This window comes from Cellulomonas sp. IC4_254 (assembly GCF_011603975.1).
GTDB lineage: Bacteria > Actinomycetota > Actinomycetes > Actinomycetales > Cellulomonadaceae > Cellulomonas.
The window spans coordinates 1-20,333 of sequence record NZ_JAANNB010000049.1; the positions used below are offsets into that span (position 1 = coordinate 1).

Sequence of the window (20,333 nt, forward strand, 5' to 3'; positions counted from 1 at the left end):
GACCCCGCCATGCCGTCCACCCCGCCCGCCCCCCGCGTGCTGTCCGCCGAGCGCGGCGGACAGCACGCGGGGGGCGGGCGGGGTGGACGGCATGGCGGGGTCCTCCGGGGTGGTCGACGAGGTCGTCCCGTCACGCTAACCAGGGGGTCCTGCGGACCACATCCGCCCTGCGACGGACGTCGGTGGTCCGTCCGGCCTACCCGACGCCCGAACCCGGACCGGGCTCGACGTCGCGGCAGGTCGGCCGAGGCCGCACGCTCAGCGCACGGCGGAGCGGCTCTCGCCGTCGTCCAACGCGGCGAGCCACCGGCGCAGCAGCCGCTCCAGCTCCGCGGCGTCCTCCTCCGGGCCGAGCAGGTCCAGCAGCCGGCGCTCGTTGGCCATGTGCGCGGTGAACGCCGCGTCGATCACCTCGCGCCCGCGGGGCGTGAGCGCCACCACCCGGCCCCGCCCGTCGTCGGCGCTCGGCCGCCGGGACACCAGGCCCGCGCGCTCCAGCCGGTCGACGCGCTTGGTCATCGCGCCGGTGGTCACCATCGTGTGCGCGGCGAGGTCGCCGGGCGCGCGCTCGTACGGCTCCCCCGCGCGGCGCAGCGCGGCGAGCACGTCGAACTCCCCCTCGCCGAGCCCGTGCTCCCGGTAGACCTCGGTGATCTCGTCGGTGAGGGCCAGCGCCAGCCGGTGCAGCCGGCCGATGACGCCCTGCGGGCGGACGTCGACGTCGGGCCGCTCGCGGGCCCACTCCTGCTGGATGCGGTCGACGTGGTCGGGTGCCATGCCCACAGCATATCTTCCTCGGAAGGTATAGTCGCTTCCGTGGAAGACAATCGCCGCTGGCTCCCGGTCGCCGCCATCGCGCCCGTCCTGTGGGGCAGCACCTACTACGTCACCCGGCACACCCTGCCCGACGACAGCCCGCTGTGGGGCGGCGTGCTCCGGGCGCTCCCGGCCGGGCTCGTGCTGCTCGTCCTGGCGCGTCGGCTCCCGCGCGGCTCGTGGTGGTGGCGGTCCGCCGTCCTCGGCACGCTCACCGTCGGCGCGTTCTTCGCCCTGGTCTACGTCGCGGCGCAGGCGCTGCCCAGCAGCATCGCCTCGACCGTGATGGCGGTCGGCCCGGTCGCGATGATGCTGGCCGCGTGGGTGCTGCTCGGCCAGCGGCCCCGGCTCCGGGCCGTCGTCGGCGGGGTGCTGGGCGTCGTCGGCGTGGGCGTGATGCTGCTGGGCGGCGGGGACGGCGCCGCGCTCGACCCGCGCGGCGTGCTCGCGTCGGTCGCGGCGATGCTGATGTCCTCGGTCGGCTACGTGCTGGCGAACCGCTGGCAGGGCGAGGTCGAGGTGCTGCCGCTGACCGCCTGGCAGCTCGTCGCCGGTGCGCTGGTGCTGCTCCCGGTGGCCCTCGTCGTCGAGGGCGCGCCCCCGGCGCTCGACGGCACGGCGCTGCTCGGGTTCGCGTACGTCTCCCTGATCGCGACCGCGGTCGCGAACGTGGCGTGGTTCGCGGCGCTGGGGCACCTGGGGCCGTCGACGGTCGGCCTCGTCGGGCTGCTCAACCCCGTGACCGGGGTGCTGCTCGGGACGGTGCTGGCAGCGGAGGTGCTGTCCTGGCGGCAGGTCGTGGGGATCGCGGTGGTGCTCGTGGCGATGGCCCTGGGCGCGACCCGCGCCCGGCGCCGGGTGCCCGCGCTGGTGCGCTGACCGACCCGTTCGGAGGCTCCCAGCGGTACCGGAGGCACGCGGCCGAGACCGTGGTGGTCCCCGACCCACCACGATCCCCGCGGGAGCCTCCGCGGGCGTGGGAGGGCGGTCGGTGGGAGCCGGAGCGGTCGCGCACGTGAACCCCGGGCCGTCAGCCGTCCGGGGCGAACCGGTAACCCATCCCCTGCTCGGTCAGCAGGTACCGCGGCGCCCCGGGCTCCGGCTCCAGCTTCTTGCGCAGCTGGGACAGGTACAGGCGCAGGTAGCCCGAGGACGTGACGTGGTGGGTGCCCCAGATCTCGGACAGGATCGTCTGCCGCGTGACCAGCCGGCCCGGGTTGCGGACCAGCATCTCCAGCACCTGCCACTCGGTGGGCGTCAGGTGCACCGGGCCGACGCCGGCCCGCGTGACGACCCGCGCGGCGAGGTCGACGGTGACCCCGCCGAACGCCACGACCGGGGCCTCGTCGTCCGGCGCGGCCGAGCGGCGCCCGAGCGCGCGCAGCCGGGCCAGGAGCTCGTCGAGGTTGAACGGCTTCGTCACGTAGTCGTCGGCCCCGGCGTCCAGGGCCTCGACCTTGTCGTCCGAGCCGGCGCGGCCGGACACGACGAGGACCGGCGCCTGGGTCCAGCCGCGGAGCGCGTGGATGAGCCCGACCCCGTCGAGCCGGGGCATGCCCAGGTCCACCAGGTACAGGTCGGGGCGGTGCGCCGCCGCGAGGTCCAGGGCCTCCGCGCCGTCGGTCGCGGTCAGGACCTCGTAGCCCCGGGCGCGCAGCGTGATGCGCAGGGCGCGGAGGATCTGCGGGTCGTCGTCCGCGACCAGGATCTTCACGGCCGCACCTCCGCGGGCTCGGGCCCGGCGGCGGCGCTCGCGCCCGCCGTCGGCAGGCTCACCACCATCGTCAGCCCGCCCCCGGGGGTGTCCTCGGGCGTGAGCGTGCCGCCCATCCCCTCGGTGAACCCGCGGGACAGCGCGAGCCCCAGCCCGAGACCGGTGGTGTTGTCGGTGTCCCCGAGGCGCTGGAACGGCACGAACAGGTCGGCGTGCCGCTCGGTCTCGACGCCCGGCCCGTGGTCGACGACCCGGATCTCCACCCGGTCGGCGAACGCGCTGGTCGTGAGGCGGGGTCGGCAGCCGCGAGGGCTGAAGTGCACGGCGTTGGCGAGGACGTTCACCACGACGCGGCGCAGCAGGGCGGGGTCGGCGCGGACCAGGGGCAGCGCGGGGTCCAGGTCGAGCTCGACGTCGTCGGGGCCGAGGTGCAGCTCGTCCAGCGCGGGCAGGATCACGTCGTCCACGTCGGTGCTGGTGCACGAGACGCCCAGCACCCCCGCCTGCACCCTGCTCACGTCGAGCAGGTCCGTGACCAGCACGGTCAGGGTGTCGAGGCTCTCCTGGGCCGTGGCCAGCAGCTCGGCGCGGTCGGCGGGCGACCAGTCGACGTCGTCGGACCGCAGGCTGCTCACGGCGGTGGCGGCGGCGGTCAGTGGGCGCCGGAGGTCGTGGCTCACGGCGGACAGCAGGGCGCTGCGCACCTGGTCGGTCTCGAGGAGCGGCTCGATCTCGCGCGCCGCCTCCGTCAGCCGGGCGTGGTCGAGCGCGGCCGCGGCCTGCGTGACCACGACCGGGAGCAGCCGGCTCGCCGAGCGGTCCAGCGGCGGCCCGTACAGCTCCAGCGTCGCGTCGTCGGTGACCGGCACGGCGGTCGGGGTCGCGCCGGGCGCCGGCTCGCCCTTCTCCACCCGGGGCGCCCCGGCGACCTGCAGCCGCACCGCGTCCAGGCCGAACGCCTCGCGGGTGCGGGCGAGCAGCGCCCCGAGCGCGTCCTGCCCGCGCAGCACGCCGCCCGCGATCCCGATCAGCATCTCGGACTCCGCCGCGGCGCGCTGGGCGATCCGGCTGCGCCGCGCGGCCTGGTCGACGACGAGGCTGACCAGCGCGCCGTTCGCGACGTAGAGCCCGAGGGCGAGCACGTGCACGGGCTCGGTGACGGTGATGGTGTGCACCGGCGCCACGAACACGTAGTTCAGCGTCAGCCCGGACATCAGCGCCGTGAACAGCGCGGGCCACAGGCCGCCCACCAGCGCGATCACGACGACGAGCAGCTGGTAGGCGAGCACGTCGCTGGCGAGGGACTGCTCGTTGCGGGCGACGACCAGCAGCCAGGTGAGCAGCGGGCCGCCGACGAGCGCGAGCAGGAACCCCAGCACGCGCCGCCGCACGGTCAGCGCGCCGGTGAGCCGGGGCAGCGCGAGCCGGGTGCCGGCGGCGGCGTGGTTGACGAGGTGCACGTCGATGGCGCCGGCCTCGCGGATCACCGTCGCCCCGATGCCGGGTCCGGTGAGCGCGGCCTTGAGCCAGCTCCGCCGGCTGAGGCCGATGACCAGCTGCGTGGCGTCCTGGCCGCGGGCGAACTCGACCAGCGCCCCCGGCACGTCCTCCCCCACCACCTGGTGGAACGTCCCGCCGAGCTGCTCCGCGAGCGCCGCCTGCGCGACCAGCGCGCCGGGGTCGCTCTCCCGGAGCCCGTCCTGGGCGCTGACGTGCACGGCGAGCAGCTCGCCGCCGGAGGACCGGGCCGCGATCCGGGCGCCGCGGCGCAGCAGCGTCTCCCCCTCCGGCCCGCCGGTGAGGGCCACCACCACCCGCTCCCGGGCCTCCCACGGGGCCTCGATCGCGTGCTCGGCCCGGTAGGACCGCAGCGCGGAGTCCACCTCGTCGGCCAGCCACAGCAGCGCCAGCTCGCGCAGCGCCGTCAGGTTGCCCAGCCGGAAGTAGTTCGACAGCGCCGCGTCCACCCGCTCCGCCGGGTAGACGTTGCCCTCCGCGAGCCGGTCGCGCAGCGACTGCGGCGCCAGGTCCACCAGCTCGACGTCGTCCGCGGCCCGCAGCACCGCGTCCGGCACCGTCTCCCGCTGCGGCACCCCGGTGATCGTGCGCACCACGTCGTTCAGCGACTCGATGTGCTGGATGTTCACCGTCGTGACGACGTGGATCCCGGCCGCCAGCAGCTCGGCCACGTCCTGCCAGCGCTTCTCGTGCCGGGACCCCGGCGCGTTGGTGTGCGCGAACTCGTCGACCAGCGCGACCCGGGGCCGCCGGGCGAGCACCGCGTCGAGGTCCATCTCGGACAGCCGCACGCCGCGGTGCTGCACCTCGGCGCGCGGCACGACCTCCAGCCCGTCGAGCAGCGCGGCCGTGGCGGCGCGGCCGTGGGTCTCCACGACCGCGACCACCACGTCCTTGCCGTCGCGGAGCATGTCCCGCCCCGCCTCGAGCATCGCGAAGGTCTTCCCGACGCCCGGGGCGGCGCCGAGCAGCACGCGCAGCCGGCCCTTGTGCACCGGGGTCAGCCCGCCAGCCGGTCGAGCGCGAGGTTGAGCTCGAGCACGTCCACGCCGGCCTGGCCGAGGAACCCGAGGTCGGGCCCGGTGGTGGCGGCGACCAGGTCGCGCACCTCGTCCTCCGACAGCCCGCGCTCCGCGGCCACCCGCGGCACCTGCAGCTCCGCGTACGCGGGGCTGATCTGCGGGTCGAGCCCGGAGCCCGACGCCGTGACCGCGTCCGCCGGCACCGCGGCCGGCTCGACGCCCTCCAGGTCGGCGACCGCGGCCCGGCGCTCCTCGACCGCGGCGATCAGGTCCGGGTTCTCCGGGCCGAGGTTCGAGCCGGACGACGCCGCCGCGTCGTACCCGTCGCCGGCGGCCGACGGCCGGGACTGGAAGTACCGCGGCAGCGGGGCGCCGTCGGCGTCGGTGAACGACTGGCCGATCAGCGCCGACCCGACGACGGTGCCCGCGGTGTCGGTGACGAGCGAGCCGTCGGCGCGGGCGGGCATCAGCCGGCCGAGGCCGGTGACCAGCAGGGGGTAGCCGACCCCGAGGATCACGGTGAGGACGAGCATCGCGCGCAGGGCGACGCCCAGGTGCGACCAGGTGGTGCGAGGGGAGCTCACGGTTGTCTCTTTCCCGGGTCCGGAGGGGTCAGAAGCCGGGCAGCAGGCTGACGACCAGGTCGATCAGCTTGATGCCGAGGAAGGGCGCGATCACGCCGCCCAGGCCGTAGATCAGCAGGTTCCTGCCGAGCAGCGACGACGCGGCGACCGCGCGGTACCGCACCCCGCGCAGGGACAGCGGGATCAGCGCGACGATGACCAGCGCGTTGAACACGATCGCCGAGAGGATCGCGGACGCCGGGGACGACAGCTGCATGACGTTGAGCGCCGCGAGCCCCGGGAACACCCCGGCGAACAGCGCCGGGATGATCGCGAAGTACTTGGCGACGTCGTTCGCGATGGAGAACGTGGTCAGCGCGCCGCGCGTGATGAGCAGCTGCTTGCCGATCCGCACGATGTCGATCAGCTTGGTCGGGTCCGAGTCGAGGTCGACCATGTTCCCGGCCTCCTTGGCGGCCGAGGTGCCGGTGTTCATCGCGACGCCGACGTCCGCCTGCGCGAGCGCGGGGGCGTCGTTGGTGCCGTCGCCGGTCATCGCGACGAGGTTGCCGCCCTCCTGCTCCCGCTTGATGAGCGCGAGCTTGTCCTCGGGCGTGGCCTCGGCGAGGAAGTCGTCGACGCCGGCCTCGGCCGCGATGGCCTTCGCGGTGAGGGGGTTGTCGCCGGTGATCATCACCGTGCGGATGCCCATGGCGCGCAGCTCGGCGAACCGCTCGGACAGTCCGTCCTTGACGACGTCCTTGAGGTGGACGACGCCGAGGACCCGGCCGCGGCCGGACCAGTCCTTCGCGGCGACGACGAGCGGGGTGCCGCCGTCGGAGGAGATGCGCTCGACGTGCGCGTCGAGCTCGCGCCGCACGGGGGCGGGCAGCGCGCCCTCCTCCTCCAGCCACGCGACGACCGCCGAGCCGGCGCCCTTGCGGATCCGCGTGACGTCCGGCAGGTCCACGCCGCTCATCCGGGTCTGCGCCGTGAACGGCACGACCTCGGTCCCCGCGGCGACGGTCGCGGCGTCGCCGGCCACGCCGTGCCCGCGCTGCTCCCCCGCCAGGTCGACGATCGACTTCCCCTCCGGCGTCGGGTCGGCGGCCGAGGCCTGCGCGGCGGACCGCACGAGGTCGTGGGGGTCGACCCCGGTCAGCGGCAGGAAGGCGACGGCGCGCCGGTTGCCGTAGGTGATCGTGCCGGTCTTGTCGAGCAGCAGGGTGGTGACGTCGCCGGCGGCCTCGACCGCGCGGCCGGACATGGCGAGCACGTTGCGCTGCACCAGCCGGTCCATGCCGGCGATGCCGATGGCTGACAGCAGCGCGCCGATCGTCGTCGGGATGAGGCAGACCAGCAGGGCGACCAGCACCGGCACGCTGACCGAGGCCCCCGAGTAGCCGGCGATCGGGTTCAGCGTCAGGGCGACGACGACGAAGACGATCGACAGCGACGCCAGCAGGATGTTCAGCGCGATCTCGTTCGGCGTCTTCTGCCGGGCCGCGCCCTCGACCAGCGCGATCATCCGGTCCACGAACGTCTCGCCGGGCTTCGAGGTGATCCGCACGACGATCCGGTCGGACAGCACCCGGGTGCCGCCGGTGACGGCCGACCGGTCGCCGCCCGACTCGCGGACGACCGGGGCGGACTCGCCGGTGATGGCCGACTCGTCCACGGACGCGATGCCCCAGACGATGTCGCCGTCCCCGGGGATCAGCTCGCCCGCCGTCACGACGACCACGTCGCCCAGCGTCAGGTCGGGAGAGGCCACGGACCGGGTGCGGGCGCGCTCGGCGCCGGGGTCGCGGGCGGCGTCGTACCCGTCGACGACCGTGGCCGTGGTGCTGGACCGGGTCTGGCGCAGGCTGTCGGCCTGCGCCTTGCCGCGGCCCTCGGCGACGGCCTCGGCCAGGTTCGCGAACAGCACGGTCAGCCAGAGCCACACGGCGATCCCGGCCGTGAACGTGAGGGGCGTCGCCGCGCCGCCGGACTCCTCGGGCCCGCCGGTGAACGGCTCCACGACGGCCAGCACGGTGGTGAGCGCGGCGCCTACCTCGACGACGAACATCACCGGGTTGTGCCACATGACGCGGGGGTCGAGCTTGCGGAACGCGCCCGGCAGCGCCTCACGGAGCTGGCCGAGGTCGAACGCGCGGCGCGGGGAGGCGGACGGGTGCTCGGGGGCCGGGGTGGTCGCGGTCGGACCGGCCGGCGTGGTGAGGGTGGACATGCGGTTCACAGACCTTCCGCCAGGGGACCCAGCGCGAGAACGGGGAAGTAGGTCAGGGCGGTCACGATCACGGTGACGCCCGTGAGCAGGCCGACGAACAGCGGCCGGGAGGTGGGCAGCGTGCCGGCGGTCGCCGGCACCTTGTCCTGGGCGGCGAGCGACCCGGCCAACGCGAGCACCAGCACGATCGGCACGAACCGGCCGAGCAGCATCGCGACGCCGAGCGCGGTGTTGAACCACGGGGTGTTCGCGGTCAGGCCGGCGAACGCCGAGCCGTTGTTGTTGGCCGCCGAGGTGAACGCGTAGAGCACCTCGGAGAAGCCGTGCACGCCGGGGTTCCAGATCGACGTGGACTCGACGTCGGAGCGCACGCCCGGGATCGCGAACGACAGGGCGGTGCCGGCGAGGACCAGGGTCGGCGTGACCAGGATGTACAGCGACGCGAGCTTGATCTCGCGCGGGCCGATCTTCTTGCCCAGGTACTCCGGGGTGCGGCCGACCATCAGCCCGCCGACGAACACCGCCAGCACCGCGAGCACGAGCATCCCGTACAGGCCGGAGCCGACGCCGCCGGGGGCGATCTCGCCCAGCATCATGTTGAGCATCGGGAACAGGCCGCCGAGCGCGGTGAACGAGTCGTGCATGCCGTTGACCGCGCCGGTCGAGGTCAGCGTGCTGACGCTGCCGAACAGCGTGGTCGCGGCGATGCCGAACCGCTGCTCCTTGCCCTCCATCGCGCCACCGGCGAGCTCCGGGGCGGTGCCCATCCCCCGCGACTCCACGACCGTGAGCAGCACCAGGCTGGCCAGGAAGATCGTGACCATCGCGCCGAGGATCGCGTAGCCCTGCCGGTGCGAGCCGACCATCCGGCCGAACGTGCGCGGCAGCGAGAACGGGATCGCGAGCATGAGCAGGACCTGGAACAGGCTGGTCCAGCCGGACGGGTTCTCGAACGGGTGCGCGGAGTTCGCGTTGAAGAACCCGCCGCCGTTCGTGCCGAGCAGCTTGATGGCCTCCTGGGAGGCGACCGGGCCGCCGGGGATCGCCTGCGTGCCGCCCGCGAGGGTGCTGACGTCCGTGAACCCTGCCCAGTTCTGGATCACCCCGCCGGCGATCAGCACGACCGCGGCGAGCACCGAGATCGGCAGCAGGACGCGGAGCGTGCCGCGGGTGAGATCGACCCAGAAGTTGCCGATCGTGCCGGTGCGGCGGCGGGCGAACCCGCGGACCAGGGCGATCGCCACGGCCATGCCGACCGCCGCGGACACGAAGTTCTGCACCGCGAGGCCGAGCGCCTGCACCGCGTACCCGAGGGTGACCTCCGGGGAGTACGACTGCCAGTTCGTGTTGGTCACGAACGACACCGCGGTGTTGAACGCCAGGTGCGGCCCGACGCCCGGGAGCCCGAGGTCCCAGGGCAGCCAGGCCTGCATCCGCTGCAGGGCGTACACGAGCAGCACGCCCACGAGCGAGAACGCCAGCACGCTGCGCACGTACGAGCGCCAGGACTGCTCCGAGCGGGAGTCCACGCCGAGCACCCGGTAGAGCCCGCGCTCGACCCGCAGGTCCCGCGCGGAGGTGTAGACGTGCGCCAGGTAGTCGCCGAGGGGGCGGTACAGGGCGACCAGCACCCCGGCCGCGAGCAGGATCTGCGCGACGGCCGTCCACGCGGCCATCAGAACCGCTCCGGCTGCACGAGCGCCCAGACGAGGTAGACGACCGCCGCGACGCCGAGCGCCGCCGCGACGAGGTCGAGCACGATCACAGCTTCTCGACCCCCGCGGCGACGGCGCCCACGAGCGCGAACAGGGCGACCACGGCCGCCACGAACACCAGGTCCAGCACGAGGGACTCCCGACATCGGTCTCGTCGACCGGGCCGGGAGGCGCGGTCGACGGCCCGGTCAGGTGCCGGGCCGTGTCCCATCCGACCCCCGCCGGGACGCGCCGGCGGCCATCCTCACGGCTTCCATACGGGCACCCGGGGATTCCTGACGGATCGCGTGCGGTCGGCGGCCGGGACAACGGAACCCCCGGTCACGCGGCTGCGGTGACCGGGGGTTCCGTCGCTCGGGCGGGCGCGGGTGTCAGCCGACGTCGAGCCCCACCGCGCGCGAGCAGCGCTCCACCTCGTCGGCCGTGAGCGTGAGGTCGGCCGCCGCCGCCGAGTCGGTGATCGACGCCGGCCGGCGTGCGCCCGGGATCGCCACCAGCACGTCGCTCAGCGCGAGCTCCCACGCGAGCACCACCTGCTGCGGGCTGACCCCGTGGACCTCCCCGATCTCGCGGAACACGGTGAACCGGTCGCCCACGCCCCGGCCGCCGCCGCCCGTGCCGCCCAGCGGGCTCCACGGCAGGAACGCGATCCCGTGCTGCTCGCAGTACCGCAGCTCGTCGTAGCTGCCCGGGTGCCGCGGCGAGAACTCGTTCTGCACGCTGACCAGACCGCCCTCGCCCAGCACCTGCTGCGCGATCTCGATCTCCTCGACGCTCGCGTTCGAGATGCCGATCTCGCGGATCTTGCCCTCGCGCTTCAGCGTCGCGAGGTTCTCGATGATCTCGCCGTAGACGATCCACCGGTCCGGGCGGTGGTACTGGTACAGGTCGATCGCCTCGACCCCGAGCTCGCGCAGCGACTTCTCCACCGCCGACCGCAGGTACGGCAGCGAGCCGTCCCGGCCCCACTGCTCGCCCTCGCTGCGGGTGATGCCGCCCTTCGTGGTGATGAGCAGGCCGTCGGTGTCACCGCCCCACGTCCGGACGGCCTCGGCGACGAGGCGCTCGTTGTGGCCCATCTGGTCCCAGGAGGGCGCGTAGATGTCGGCGGTGTCGATGAGCGTCACGCCGGCGTCGAGCGCCGCGTGGATCGTCGCGATCGCCTCGTCGTGGTCCGGGTAGACCTTGTCGTTGTTCATCGACATCGGCATGGCGCCGAGGCCGATCGCGGAGACGGTGTACGGGCCGATGCTGCGGTGCTGCACGGGTGCTCCTTCGCACGGGGTGGGTGCGGCGCGGGCGGGACGCGGCGGCGCCGGGTCCCAGCATGCTCACCCCACGCGGAACCTCGCCACCAGGTCGTCCATCACCGCGTCCAGGCGCTCGTCCACGACGCGGCGCGCCGGGTCGGCGTCGAACCAGTCGACGATCTCCCGGGCGCCCTGCTCGAACCGGATCGTCGTGGCGAACTCCGGCACCAGCCGGCGCAGCTTCGTCGTGTCGAACACCATCGAGTGCGCCTTGTCGCCCAGCAGCCCGGCGCCCCACTCCGGGTCCGCCGCGGCGATCGCGTCCGACGGGACGTGCACGATCCGCGGCTCGACACCCGCGGCGGCCGCGAGCGCCCGCACGATCTGGTCCCAGGTCAGCACGTCGTCGGACGTGATGTGGAACGCCTCACCGAGCGTCCGCGGGTTCCCCAGCAGCGGCACCAGCCCGCGCGCGAAGTCCTCGTGGTGCGTGAGTGTCCACAGCGAGGTGCCGTCCCCGTGCACCACGACCTCGCGGCCCTGCCGCATCCGCTCCAGCGCCGTCCAGCCGCCGTCGAGCGGGACGAGCGTCCGGTCGTAGGTGTGCGACGGCCGGATGACCGTCGCCGGGAAGCCGGAGTCGCGGTAGGCGCGGACCAGCAGGTCCTCGCACGCGATCTTGTCCCGCGAGTACTCCCAGAACGGGTTGCGCAGCGGGGTCGACTCGGTGACCGGCAGCCGCTCCGGCGGCGTCTGGTACGCCGACGCCGACGAGATGAACACGTACTGCCCGGTCCGCCCGGCGAACAGGTCGACGTCGGTCTGCACGTGCTCCGGGGTGAACGCCACCCAGTCGACGACCGAGTCGAACTCCCGGTCCCCCAGCGCGGCGCGGACGGACGCCGGGTCCCGGACGTCGGCCTGGACGACCTCCGCGCCGTCCGGGAGCGGGCGGGTCGCGCTCGACCCGCGGTTGAGGACCGTGACGTCGAGCCCCCGCTCGACGGCGAGCCGGGTGACGGCCGAGCTGATGACGCCGGTGCCGCCGATGACGAGGAGCCGCGTTGCTGCCATGCCCGGCACGCTAACGGAGCGCGCGCCCGGACGCGCACCCGCGCCGCTCCGGTGTCGCCGTCGACCGGGCAGTGCGACAGTGGGGGCGCGTCGACCGCGGACCGCCCAGCCGGAGCCGCAGGCCGGCCGGCCGCGCCAGCCCGGGGGCGGACACCCCTCCCCCTGGACCTCGCCATGGACAGCCTCATCACCGTGCAGGACCACGACGGCACCACGGTCGTCCGGCTCGTCGGCGAGATCGACCTCGCGCTCCGCGACGACGCGAGCCGCGCCCTCGGCCACGCGCTCACCGCCGGGGCACCCGTCGTGGTCGACCTCGCGGACGTCGCGTACATCGACTCCGCGGGGATCGCGTTCCTCGTGCAGTGCCGGCGCGCGTGCCAGCAGGTCGGGCTGAGCTGCTCGATCCGGAACCTGCCGGCACGGGCCGCCGACGTCGTCGAGCTCGCGGGGCTCGCCGAGGTGCTGGGCGTGTCGTAGCGGACCGGGGCCGGACCGGACCGGTCAGCGGCGCTCGGCGGAGCCGGCGGTCCGGGCCGAGGTGAGCGCGTCCAGCGCCCGGTCGACGTCGTCCCGGTCGTTCCACACGTGGAACGCGACCCGCACCCGGCCGGCGCGTCCGGCCACCCGGCACCCGGCGCGCTCCAGCGCCGCGCGGCGGGTGCCGTCCGGGTCCGGCAGCGTGACGATCGCGCTGCCGTCCGACCCCGGCAGGCCGAGACCCGTCCAGAGCGCGTCCGCCAGACCGCGCGCGTGCCGCTCGACCTCCCCGGCGTCGGCCGCGGCGAACAGCCCGACCGACTCCGCGGCGCCCAGCCACGCCTGCCACGCGGGCGAGACGTCGAACCGGCGCGCGTCGCGCGCCAGCCGCATCTCCGGGCCGTAGCAGGACGCCCACGGGTCGTCGCCCGCGTACCAGCCGGCCTGCACCGGGCGCAGCATCTCCTGGGCGTCCGCCCGGACGGTCAGGAAGCCGGTGCCGCGCGGCGCGCACAGCCACTTGTAGGCGGCGGTGACCGTCAGGTCGAACCGGCCCGCGTCGACCCGCAGCCACCCCGCGGCCTGGGTCAGGTCGCACAGCGTGCGGGCGCCCACCGCCGCGGCCGCCGCCGCGACGCCCTCGCCGTCGAGCACCTGTCCGGTCGCCGACTGCACGAGCGAGAACGCGACCAGGCCGGTCCCCGGGCTGATCGCGGCGGCCAGGTCGCCCGCCGGCACGTGCCGCACCCGCAGCCGGTCCCCCTGCGCGAGGAACGGGAACACGACGGAGGAGAAGTCGCCGTCCACGCACAGCACCTCGGCGCCGTCCGGCAGGGAGGCAGCGACCGTGCCGGCCATGGCGGACACCTGCCCGCCGATCGCCACCCGGGACGCCGGGACGCCGACGAGCGACGCGAACGCGGCCCGGGCCCGCGCCACGGCGTCCTCGTAGCGCGCGACGTCCAGCCCGCCGTCGCCCCAGCGCTCGAGGTCGGCGCGGAGCGCCTGGAGCATCCGGGTCGGCGCCACCCCTGCGGTCGCGGCGTCGAGGTGCCCAGGACGCGGGCGGAACTGGTCACGGAGGTCGTCGAAGGTGAGCACCCCTCCACCCTCGGGTGGCGCAGGCATACGATCAACGGGCTGTTCTCGTCATACTCATGCACCCCGCTTATGCTCGTGGCCATGGGTTCCCGGCCGCTCGACGCCGCCGCGCTGCGGCTGGTGCGGGCCGTGCACGACACGGGCAGCGTCACCGCGGCGGCGCGCGAGCTCGGTCTGACCCAGCCCGCCGCGAGCCAGCAGCTGCGGGCCGTCGAGCGCGTCCTGGGGACGCCCGTCGTCGTCCGGGCCGGTCGCGGCGTCCGCCTGACCGAGGCGGGGCTGGTGCTGGCGCGCAACGCCGTGGCGGTGCAGTCCGCGCTCGACGCGACGCTGGAGGAGGTCGCCGCCGTGGCGAGCCTGCGGGCCGGCCGGGTCCGCATCGCGGCGTTCCCGTCCGCGGCCGCGACGCTGCTGCCTGCGGCCCTCGCGGCCCTGCGGGTGCGACACCCGGGGCTCGTGCCGACGTTCGCCGAGGCCGAGCCGCCCGAGGCGCTGGCCGAGGTCGACGCCGGCCGGGTGGACATCGCCGTCGTGTTCCGCGACGCCGCGACCGACCCGGACGGCGACGGCCCGCGGCGGCTCCGGGTGCCGCTGCTCGAGGACGACGTCGTGGTCGTCCTGCCGGGGTCCGACCGTCAGGACGACGGCGCGGTGGACCTCGAGGGGCTGGCGGACCGGCCCTGGATCGCCGGCTGCCCGCAGTGCCGCACGCAGCTCGTCGGGACCTGCGCCCGGGCGGGCTTCGCGCCGCGGGTGGACTTCGCCACGGACGACTACGTCGCGGCGCTCGGGCTGGTGCGCGCCGGCCTCGGCGTGGCCGCGCTGCCCGGCCTCGCGCTTGCGGCGGTGCCGCACCCGGGGGTCACGGCGCACCCGACGCGCCCCGGGGCGATTCGGGCGATCGAGGCGGTGGCGCAGCCCGGCACCACGCGGGTGCCGGCGGTGGCGGCGGCGCTCGACGCGCTCCGCGGTGCGGCCGAGCGGCTCGCGGCCGCGCACGTCTGGCCCGCCCCGCGGCGGCGGCGACGGGACTGACGGGCGCGGCCGCGGGGCGGCGCCGGCCGCGCGTGTGCGGCCGGCGCCGGCCCCGGCGTCAGCCCTGCTCGGCGATGCGGACGAGCATCTTCCCGGTGTTCGCGCCGCGCATCATGTCGAGGAACGCGTCGACGGCGTTCTCGATCCCGTCGACGACCGTCTCGTCGTAGGCGATCTGCCCGGCGCCGAGCCAGGCGGCCATCTTCTCGGAGAACTCCGGCGCCAGGTGCGCGTACCCGCCGAGCGTGAAGCCCTTGAGGGTCAGCCCCCGCGTGATGACGTTCGCCATGTTGTCCGGCCCGGCCGGCTTCTCGGTGGTGTTGTACCCCGCGATCGCGCCGCACAGGGCGACCCGCCCGCCGGGGTTCAGCACGTCGAGGGCCGCCTCCAGGTGGTCGCCGCCGACGTTGTCGAAGAACACGTCCACCCCGTCGGGGGCGACGGCGGCGAGCTGCTCGCGGACGGGCGCGTCCTTGTAGTTGAACGCGGCGTCGTAGCCGTACTTCTCGGTCAGCAGCGCGACCTTCTCCGCCGACCCCGCGGAGCCGATGACCCGCTTCGCCCCCAGGAGCCGCGCGATCTGCCCGGCGGCGGTCCCGACGGCACCCGCCGCCCCGGAGACGAACACGGTGTCCGCCTCGCGCATCCCGGCGACGGCCGTCAGGCCCACGTACCCGGTCAGGCCGGTCATGCCGAGGATGCCCAGGCGCACCGACAGCGGGACGCCCGGCAGCTCCGGGACGACGCGGAACGCCGACCGGTCCGCCTGGGCGACGTCGCGCCAGCCGAGCTCGTGCTGCACGAGCGCCCCGACCGGCACGTCGTCGGCGGCGGACTCGACCACGTGCCCGATGGCGCCGCCGGTCATCGTCTCCCCGAGCGCGAACGGCGGGGTGTAGCTCTTCACATCGTTCATCCGGCCGCGCATGTACGGGTCGACCGAGAGGAAGGCGTTGCGCACGCGCACCTGCCCGGGCTCGAGGTCGCCGTACTCCACGGCGACCGTGCGGAAGTCGTCGTGGGTGGGCCACCCCTGCGGACGCGCGACAAGCTGGATCTGGGTGCTGGTGGTGCGGGACATGCATCTCCTCGTCCCGGGCGCGCCGGGACCGATCGTTTTTGTACTGATCGGTCCACTATATGCTGGGTCGATCGGTCCGCACACCGGAGGGGTCCCATGGGGCGCAACCAGACGTTCGACACCGCGGCGGCGGTCCGTGCCGCCAGGGCGGTGTTCTGGGCGCGCGGGTACGAGGCGACCGCCCTGCCCGACCTGGAGCGGGCGACCGGGCTCAGCCGGTCGAGCATCTACCACGCCTTCGCGTCCAAGCGAGGGCTGTTCGACGCCGCCGTCGACAGCTACCTGGACGAGGTCGTCCGGCCCCGCCTGCGCCCGCTCACGGAGGACGACGTCGCCCCCGACGCGCTGGACCACTACCTGACCGGCCTCCGAGACGCGCTGCTGCGCGGCGACACGCTGCCGGCGACCAGCGGGTGCCTGCTGGTCAACGCGGCCAACGCACCCATCGGGCAGGACGACGGCGTCGCCGCGGTCGTCGAGGCGTACGCCGCCGAGCTCCGCACCGCGATGGCCGCGGGGGTGCGCGCCCGCCTCCCACACCTCGCGGACGACGCGACGCAGACCCTGTCCGACGTCTGCACCGGCCTGGTCATCTCGGCGTTCGCCCTGGTCCGGGTCGACCGGGCGGAGGCGGCGCGCTCCCTGGACACCGCCCGTGCGGTGCTCGCGAGCGCCGTCGCCGCGACTGCGACTCCCCGGTGATGCCGCCCGCCGGGACGGACCCGGAGGGCGCCTGCTCGTCCCTCGTCAGGCCTGCATGTCCACGAACCGCGAGTAGTGCCCCTGGAACGCCACGGTGATGACGTCGGTCGGGCCGTTGCGGTGCTTGGCGACGATGAGGTCCGCCTCGCCCGCCCGGGGGGACTCCCGCTCGTAGGCGTCCTCGCGGTGCAGCAGGATCACCATGTCGGCGTCCTGCTCGATGGAGCCGGACTCACGCAGGTCGGACATCGCGGGCTTCTTGTCGGTGCGCTGCTCGGGACCACGGTTCAGCTGCGACAGCGCGATGACGGGGACCTCGAGCTCCTTGGCGAGCAGCTTGAGCGCACGCGAGAACTCGGAGACCTCCTGCTGCCGGGACTCGACGCGCTTGCCGGACGACATGAGCTGCAGGTAGTCGATGATCACGAGCTTGAGGTCGTGCTTCTGCTTGAGCCGCCGGCACTTGGCGCGGATCTCCATGAGCGACATGTTCGGCGAGTCGTCGATGAACAGCGGGGCCTCGGTGAGCTTGCCCTGGATCTGCGCGAGCTTCTGCCAGTCGTCGTCGCCCATGGAGCCGTTGCGCATCTTCTGCAGGGGCACGCGGGCCTCGGCGGACAGCAGACGCATGGTGATCTCGGAGCGGCTCATCTCGAGCGAGAACACGACGGACGCCTGCTGGTGCTTGATCGACGCGGCGCGCGCGAAGTCGAGCGCGAGCGTCGACTTGCCGATGGCGGGTCGGGCCGCGATGACGATCATCTGGCCCGGGTGCAGGCCGTTGGTCAGCCGGTCGAGGTCGGCGAAGCCGGTCGGGACGCCAACCATGCCCTCGCCGCGGTGGCCGGCGGACTCGATCTCGTCCAGGGTGCCGGCGACGACCTCGCCGAGCCGGTGGTAGTCCTCGGTGGTGCGCCGGTCGCTGACCGCGTACACCTCGGCCTGGGCGTTGTTGACGATCTCCTCGACGTCGCCGCCGTCGGTCGCGTAGCCGAGCTGCACGATGCGGGTGCCGGCCTCCACGAGGCGGCGCAGCACGGCGCGCTCCCGGACGATGCGGGCGTAGTAGCCCGCGTTCGCGGCGGTCGGGACCATCGAGATGAGGGTGTGCAGGTACGGCACGCCGCCGACGCGACCGATCTCGCCGCGCTTGGTCAGCTCGTCCGCGACGGTGACGGCGTCGGCGGGCTCGCCGCGGCCGTACAGGTCGAGGACGGCGTCGTAGATCGCCTCGTGCGCCGGCCGGTAGAAGTCGCTGCCGCGGATCTCCTCGACCACGTCGGCGATGGCGTCCTTGGAGATCATCATGCCGCCGAGGACGCTCTGCTCGGCGTCGAGGTCCTGCGGCGGGGTCCGGTCGAACGCCGCGCGGCCCTGGCCCGCGGGGGCCCCGTACTCGAGCTCCTCGATCGTCACGCTGCTGCCCGCCCCACCTTCGCTCGTCCCCCGGCGACCGCCGTCGAACATCCGTTCTAGCACCGCCCACCCACACGTCCGGGGAGGGCGGGCGACCGTGTTCGGTCCGCGCGCCGACGCGAGGTTAGGACCCCCGGGGACCGTCCGTCGAGCGAGACGTCCACAGGGGATGGGGACGAGGCTGTGGAAGGCTGTGGACGCGCACCGTGAGATGTCCACAGGTCGTGGACACAGGTGTGGATGAAGCCGGGCACGCCTGTGAGCAGGGCGTTCTCACCGGCGCAAACACCGTGAACCCATGTGGACGGAGAAGTTGTTGGCCGCCATTTCACGCCTCGGACAGGTGCCGTCCACCGTCGACCGCCAGATCCTCGGCCTCGCGGTGCCCGCGCTCGGCGCGCTGGTGGCCGAGCCGCTGTTCGTGCTGGTCGACTCGGCCATCGTCGGACGCCTGGGGACGACCGAGCTCGCCGGGCTGTCGCTCGCGTCGACGCTGCTGGTGACGATCGTCGGGCTGTGCGTGTTCCTGGCCTACGCCACCACCGCCGTCGTCGCGCGGCGCCTGGGTGCGGGTGACCGGACGGGCGCGCTCCAGGTCGGCGTCGACGGCCTGTGGCTCGCCGCCGGGCTCGGCGTGCTGCTGGCCGTCGTCGCGGTGGTCGTGGCCCCCTGGGCGGTGGGTGCGCTCGGCGCGACCGGGGACGTCGCCGACCAGGCGGTGCTGTACCTCCGGGCGTCCGCGCCGGGCCTGCCGGGGATGCTCGTCGTCCTGGCCGCCACGGGCGCGTTGCGCGGCCTCCAGGACACGAAGACCCCCCTGGTCGTCGCCGGCGTCGGCGCGGCGGTGAACGCGGTCCTCAACGTCGTGCTCGTCTACGGGCTGCACCTCGGCATCGCCGGCTCGGGCGCGGGCACCGCCGCGACGCAGGTCGCGATGGGCGTGGCGCTCACGGTGGTCGTCGTCCGGGGCGCCCGCGCGGCGGGGTCCTCGCTCCGGCCCGCACCGGGCGGCATCCTCGCCGGCGTCCGCACCGGGACCCCGCTGCTGCTCCGGACGCTGTCGCTGCGCGCGGCGATCCTGCTGACGGTCTGGGTGGCGACCAGCCTCGGGCCGGTCGCGCTCGCCGGCCACCAGGTGGTCAACGCGATCTGGGGCTTCGTCGCGTTCGCCCTCGACGCGCTGGCGATCGCCGCGCAGGCGCTCATCGGGCACGCGCTCGGCGCCGGGGACACCGTGCTGGTCCGCGCGCTGCTGCGCCGCACGCTGGCGTGGGGCGTGGGCGCCGGGGTGGTGCTCGGGGCGCTCACCGGCGGGCTCGGCTGGTGGCTGTCGGCGCTGTTCACCTCCGACCCGGACGTGCGGCACGCGGTGACGCTCAGCCTCGCCGTCGCGGCGGTGCTGATGCCGATGGCGGGCTGGGTGTTCGTCCTGGACGGCGTGCTGATCGGCGCCGGCGACGGCCGGTTCCTCGCCGCCGCGGGCATGGTGACGCTCGTGGCGTACGTGCCGTTCGCGCTGGCGGTGCGTGCCTGGGCGCCGGACGGCTGGGCCGGCCTGGCGTGGCTGTGGTCGGCGTTCGCGGGCGTCTTCATGCTCGCGCGGGCCGTCACCACCGGGCTGCGGGCACGGCGGGACACCTGGATGGTCACCGGCGCGTGACCGGCTACCGTCGTCCGCGACCGGCCCGCACTCCCGAGGAGACCGCACGATGACCGACCCCCGACCGAGCGTCCTGTTCGTCTGCGTGCACAACGCCGGCCGCTCGCAGATGGCCGCCGGCCTGCTGACCTCGCTGTCCGGCGGCGCCGTCGAGGTGCGCTCCGCCGGGTCGGCACCTGCGGACCGGGTCAACCCGGTGGCGATCGAGGCGATGGCCGAGCTCGGGATCGACCTCACGACGGCGCACCCCAAGGTGCTCACCCCCGAGGCGGTGCAGGCGTCCGACGTCGTCGTGACGATGGGCTGCGGGGACGCGTGCCCGTACTACCCGGGGACCCGGTACGAGGACTGGGTGCTCGAGGACCCGGCGGGGCAGGACCTCGCGATGGTGCGCGGCGTGCGGGACGAGATCCGTGGGCGCGTCGAGGGGCTGCTGGCGTCGCTGGGCGTCGCGCAGGCGGGACCGCTCGCGCGGGGCTGATCCCGCGCCTCCGGCCGGACGTCAGGCGCGCGGGGACGGGTCCGGGTCGCCCGTGTAGGCGTCGCCCGTCTCGGGGTCACCCGCGCGCTGGTCCCCACCCGCCGGCGCCGCCTCACCGTGCCCGGCACCGTGGTCGGCGTCGTCGTCCCACCGCGCCTGCATCGCCAGGATCAGGAACACGAACCCGACCGGCAGGAAGGCCAGCGCCCCGTACCGCAGGCTGTCGTTGAACAGCCCGGAGACGCCCAGGACCAGGAACACCAGCCCGATCGGCAGGTAGGCGACGCGGGTCCCGGCGTCGTCGCCCGCGGGCTCCATCTCGGACGCGGCTCCGGTACCGGGCGACACCGGGTCGATCGCCCCCGGGTCGGGCGGGGTCGGAGCAGCGGGCTGATCGGCCATCTCCCGACCGTAGGTCGCGCACCGGGCGCGCCGCCTCCGCCGCGCGACGGAGATCCCCGCGACCCCGGAC

At 74.7% G+C, this 20,333-nt stretch carries 20 protein-coding genes; 6 read left to right on the plus strand and 14 right to left on the minus strand.

Features of this window, described 5'->3' with window-relative positions; all coding sequences use genetic code 11:
• Window positions 1-258 precede the first annotated feature (258 nt).
• Window positions 259-777: a MarR family transcriptional regulator gene (locus G6556_RS07095; protein ID WP_166939844.1), complete on the minus strand. Its 519-nt coding sequence runs from the start codon at window positions 775-777 to the stop codon at window positions 259-261.
• 39 nt (window positions 778-816) lie between these two features.
• Here G6556_RS07095 and G6556_RS07100 point away from each other — a divergent pair, with 39 nt between their 5' ends.
• Window positions 817-1,695 carry a DMT family transporter gene (locus G6556_RS07100; protein ID WP_166939846.1) on the plus strand — a complete coding sequence of 293 codons (879 nt, stop codon included), beginning with the start codon at window positions 817-819 and terminating at the stop codon, window positions 1,693-1,695.
• Between the two features lie 151 nt (window positions 1,696-1,846).
• Here G6556_RS07100 and G6556_RS07105 read toward each other — a convergent pair whose 3' ends face one another.
• The 9 genes from G6556_RS07105 to G6556_RS07145 form a co-directional block, all read right to left on the minus strand.
• A complete protein-coding gene (locus tag G6556_RS07105) occupies window positions 1,847-2,530 on the minus strand; it encodes a response regulator transcription factor (protein WP_166939848.1) in 684 nt (227 codons plus the stop codon).
• The gene (locus G6556_RS07110) at window positions 2,527-5,043 is read right to left on the minus strand and encodes a DUF4118 domain-containing protein (RefSeq protein WP_166939850.1); all 2,517 of its coding nucleotides are present in this window, start codon (window positions 5,041-5,043) and stop codon (window positions 2,527-2,529) included. The genes G6556_RS07105 and G6556_RS07110 overlap by 4 nt, the downstream gene beginning before the upstream one ends.
• A gap of 5 nt (window positions 5,044-5,048) precedes the next feature.
• Entirely contained in the window at window positions 5,049-5,654 is a 606-nt protein-coding gene (gene kdpC / locus G6556_RS07115; protein WP_166939852.1) for a potassium-transporting ATPase subunit KdpC, read from the minus strand.
• 28 nt (window positions 5,655-5,682) lie between these two features.
• Window positions 5,683-7,866 carry a potassium-transporting ATPase subunit KdpB gene (gene kdpB / locus G6556_RS07120; RefSeq protein ID WP_166939854.1) on the minus strand — a complete coding sequence of 728 codons (2,184 nt, stop codon included), beginning with the start codon at window positions 7,864-7,866 and terminating at the stop codon, window positions 5,683-5,685.
• A 5-nt stretch (window positions 7,867-7,871) separates the two neighbouring features.
• Window positions 7,872-9,542, minus strand: a complete 1,671-nt coding sequence (kdpA, locus tag G6556_RS07125) for a potassium-transporting ATPase subunit KdpA (RefSeq protein WP_166939856.1) — start codon at window positions 9,540-9,542, stop codon at window positions 7,872-7,874.
• On the minus strand, window positions 9,542-9,631 hold the full coding sequence (locus G6556_RS19415; protein WP_166939858.1) for a potassium-transporting ATPase subunit F: 90 nt from the start codon (window positions 9,629-9,631) through the stop codon (window positions 9,542-9,544). Before G6556_RS19415 ends, kdpA begins: the two co-directional genes overlap by 1 nt.
• Window positions 9,628-9,792, minus strand: coding sequence for a hypothetical protein (locus G6556_RS19420; RefSeq protein WP_166939860.1), 165 nt, complete (start codon window positions 9,790-9,792; stop codon window positions 9,628-9,630). The genes G6556_RS19415 and G6556_RS19420 overlap by 4 nt, the downstream gene beginning before the upstream one ends.
• A gap of 160 nt (window positions 9,793-9,952) precedes the next feature.
• A complete protein-coding gene (locus tag G6556_RS07140) occupies window positions 9,953-10,846 on the minus strand; it encodes an aldo/keto reductase (protein ID WP_166939862.1) in 894 nt (297 codons plus the stop codon).
• 66 nt (window positions 10,847-10,912) lie between these two features.
• Window positions 10,913-11,905 (minus strand): SDR family oxidoreductase, encoded by a 993-nt coding sequence (locus G6556_RS07145; protein WP_166939863.1) that lies wholly within the window; start codon window positions 11,903-11,905, stop codon window positions 10,913-10,915.
• 174 nt (window positions 11,906-12,079) lie between these two features.
• On the opposite strand from G6556_RS07145, the gene G6556_RS07150 reads away from it, so the two are divergent.
• On the plus strand, window positions 12,080-12,385 hold the full coding sequence (locus G6556_RS07150; RefSeq protein ID WP_166939865.1) for an STAS domain-containing protein: 306 nt from the start codon (window positions 12,080-12,082) through the stop codon (window positions 12,383-12,385).
• 24 nt (window positions 12,386-12,409) lie between these two features.
• Here G6556_RS07150 and G6556_RS07155 read toward each other — a convergent pair whose 3' ends face one another.
• The gene (locus G6556_RS07155) at window positions 12,410-13,486 is read right to left on the minus strand and encodes an aminotransferase class V-fold PLP-dependent enzyme (protein ID WP_346774769.1); all 1,077 of its coding nucleotides are present in this window, start codon (window positions 13,484-13,486) and stop codon (window positions 12,410-12,412) included.
• 81 nt (window positions 13,487-13,567) lie between these two features.
• Here G6556_RS07155 and G6556_RS07160 point away from each other — a divergent pair, with 81 nt between their 5' ends.
• Window positions 13,568-14,521, plus strand: a complete 954-nt coding sequence (locus G6556_RS07160; RefSeq protein WP_166939869.1) for a LysR family transcriptional regulator — start codon at window positions 13,568-13,570, stop codon at window positions 14,519-14,521.
• Between the two features lie 58 nt (window positions 14,522-14,579).
• On the opposite strand, the gene G6556_RS07165 is transcribed toward G6556_RS07160, so the two are convergent.
• Window positions 14,580-15,602 carry an NADP-dependent oxidoreductase gene (locus G6556_RS07165; RefSeq protein ID WP_166939871.1) on the minus strand — a complete coding sequence of 341 codons (1,023 nt, stop codon included), beginning with the start codon at window positions 15,600-15,602 and terminating at the stop codon, window positions 14,580-14,582.
• Between the two features lie 96 nt (window positions 15,603-15,698).
• On the opposite strand from G6556_RS07165, the gene G6556_RS07170 reads away from it, so the two are divergent.
• Window positions 15,699-16,304 carry a TetR/AcrR family transcriptional regulator gene (locus G6556_RS07170; RefSeq protein WP_166939873.1) on the plus strand — a complete coding sequence of 202 codons (606 nt, stop codon included), beginning with the start codon at window positions 15,699-15,701 and terminating at the stop codon, window positions 16,302-16,304.
• Window positions 16,305-16,349: 45 nt separating this feature from the next.
• Here G6556_RS07170 and dnaB read toward each other — a convergent pair whose 3' ends face one another.
• Complete coding sequence (gene dnaB, locus G6556_RS07175; RefSeq protein WP_154727855.1) at window positions 16,350-17,720, minus strand: replicative DNA helicase; 1,371 nt, start codon at window positions 17,718-17,720, stop codon at window positions 16,350-16,352.
• Between the two features lie 298 nt (window positions 17,721-18,018).
• Between dnaB and G6556_RS07180 the strand changes: the two genes are divergently transcribed.
• Window positions 18,019-19,380: an MATE family efflux transporter gene (locus G6556_RS07180; protein WP_166939877.1), complete on the plus strand. Its 1,362-nt coding sequence runs from the start codon at window positions 18,019-18,021 to the stop codon at window positions 19,378-19,380.
• Between the two features lie 49 nt (window positions 19,381-19,429).
• Window positions 19,430-19,861, plus strand: a complete 432-nt coding sequence (locus G6556_RS07185) for an arsenate reductase ArsC (protein WP_166939879.1) — start codon at window positions 19,430-19,432, stop codon at window positions 19,859-19,861.
• 21 nt (window positions 19,862-19,882) lie between these two features.
• Here G6556_RS07185 and G6556_RS07190 read toward each other — a convergent pair whose 3' ends face one another.
• A complete protein-coding gene (locus G6556_RS07190) occupies window positions 19,883-20,263 on the minus strand; it encodes a hypothetical protein (RefSeq protein ID WP_166939881.1) in 381 nt (126 codons plus the stop codon).
• Window positions 20,264-20,333: the final 70 nt, after the last annotated feature.

Excerpts from the sequence above, each read along its gene's own strand:
- G6556_RS07190 (WP_166939881.1), bottom strand. The coding sequence starts at position 20,263 with ATGGCCGATCAGCCCGCTGCTCCGACCCCGCCCGACCCGGGGGCGATC.
- G6556_RS07185 (WP_166939879.1), top strand. The coding sequence starts at position 19,430 with ATGACCGACCCCCGACCGAGCGTCCTGTTCGTCTGCGTGCACAACGCC.
- G6556_RS07150 (WP_166939865.1), top strand. The coding sequence starts at position 12,080 with ATGGACAGCCTCATCACCGTGCAGGACCACGACGGCACCACGGTCGTC.
- G6556_RS07145 (WP_166939863.1), bottom strand. The coding sequence starts at position 11,905 with ATGGCAGCAACGCGGCTCCTCGTCATCGGCGGCACCGGCGTCATCAGC.
- kdpB (WP_166939854.1), bottom strand. The coding sequence starts at position 7,866 with ATGTCCACCCTCACCACGCCGGCCGGTCCGACCGCGACCACCCCGGCC.
- kdpA (WP_166939856.1), bottom strand. The coding sequence starts at position 9,542 with ATGGCCGCGTGGACGGCCGTCGCGCAGATCCTGCTCGCGGCCGGGGTG.
- G6556_RS19420 (WP_166939860.1), bottom strand. The coding sequence starts at position 9,792 with ATGGGACACGGCCCGGCACCTGACCGGGCCGTCGACCGCGCCTCCCGG.
- G6556_RS07180 (WP_166939877.1), top strand. The coding sequence starts at position 18,019 with ATGTGGACGGAGAAGTTGTTGGCCGCCATTTCACGCCTCGGACAGGTG.
- G6556_RS07165 (WP_166939871.1), bottom strand. The coding sequence starts at position 15,602 with ATGTCCCGCACCACCAGCACCCAGATCCAGCTTGTCGCGCGTCCGCAG.
- G6556_RS07095 (WP_166939844.1), bottom strand. The coding sequence starts at position 777 with ATGGCACCCGACCACGTCGACCGCATCCAGCAGGAGTGGGCCCGCGAG.
- G6556_RS07160 (WP_166939869.1), top strand. The coding sequence starts at position 13,568 with ATGGGTTCCCGGCCGCTCGACGCCGCCGCGCTGCGGCTGGTGCGGGCC.
- G6556_RS07170 (WP_166939873.1), top strand. The coding sequence starts at position 15,699 with ATGGGGCGCAACCAGACGTTCGACACCGCGGCGGCGGTCCGTGCCGCC.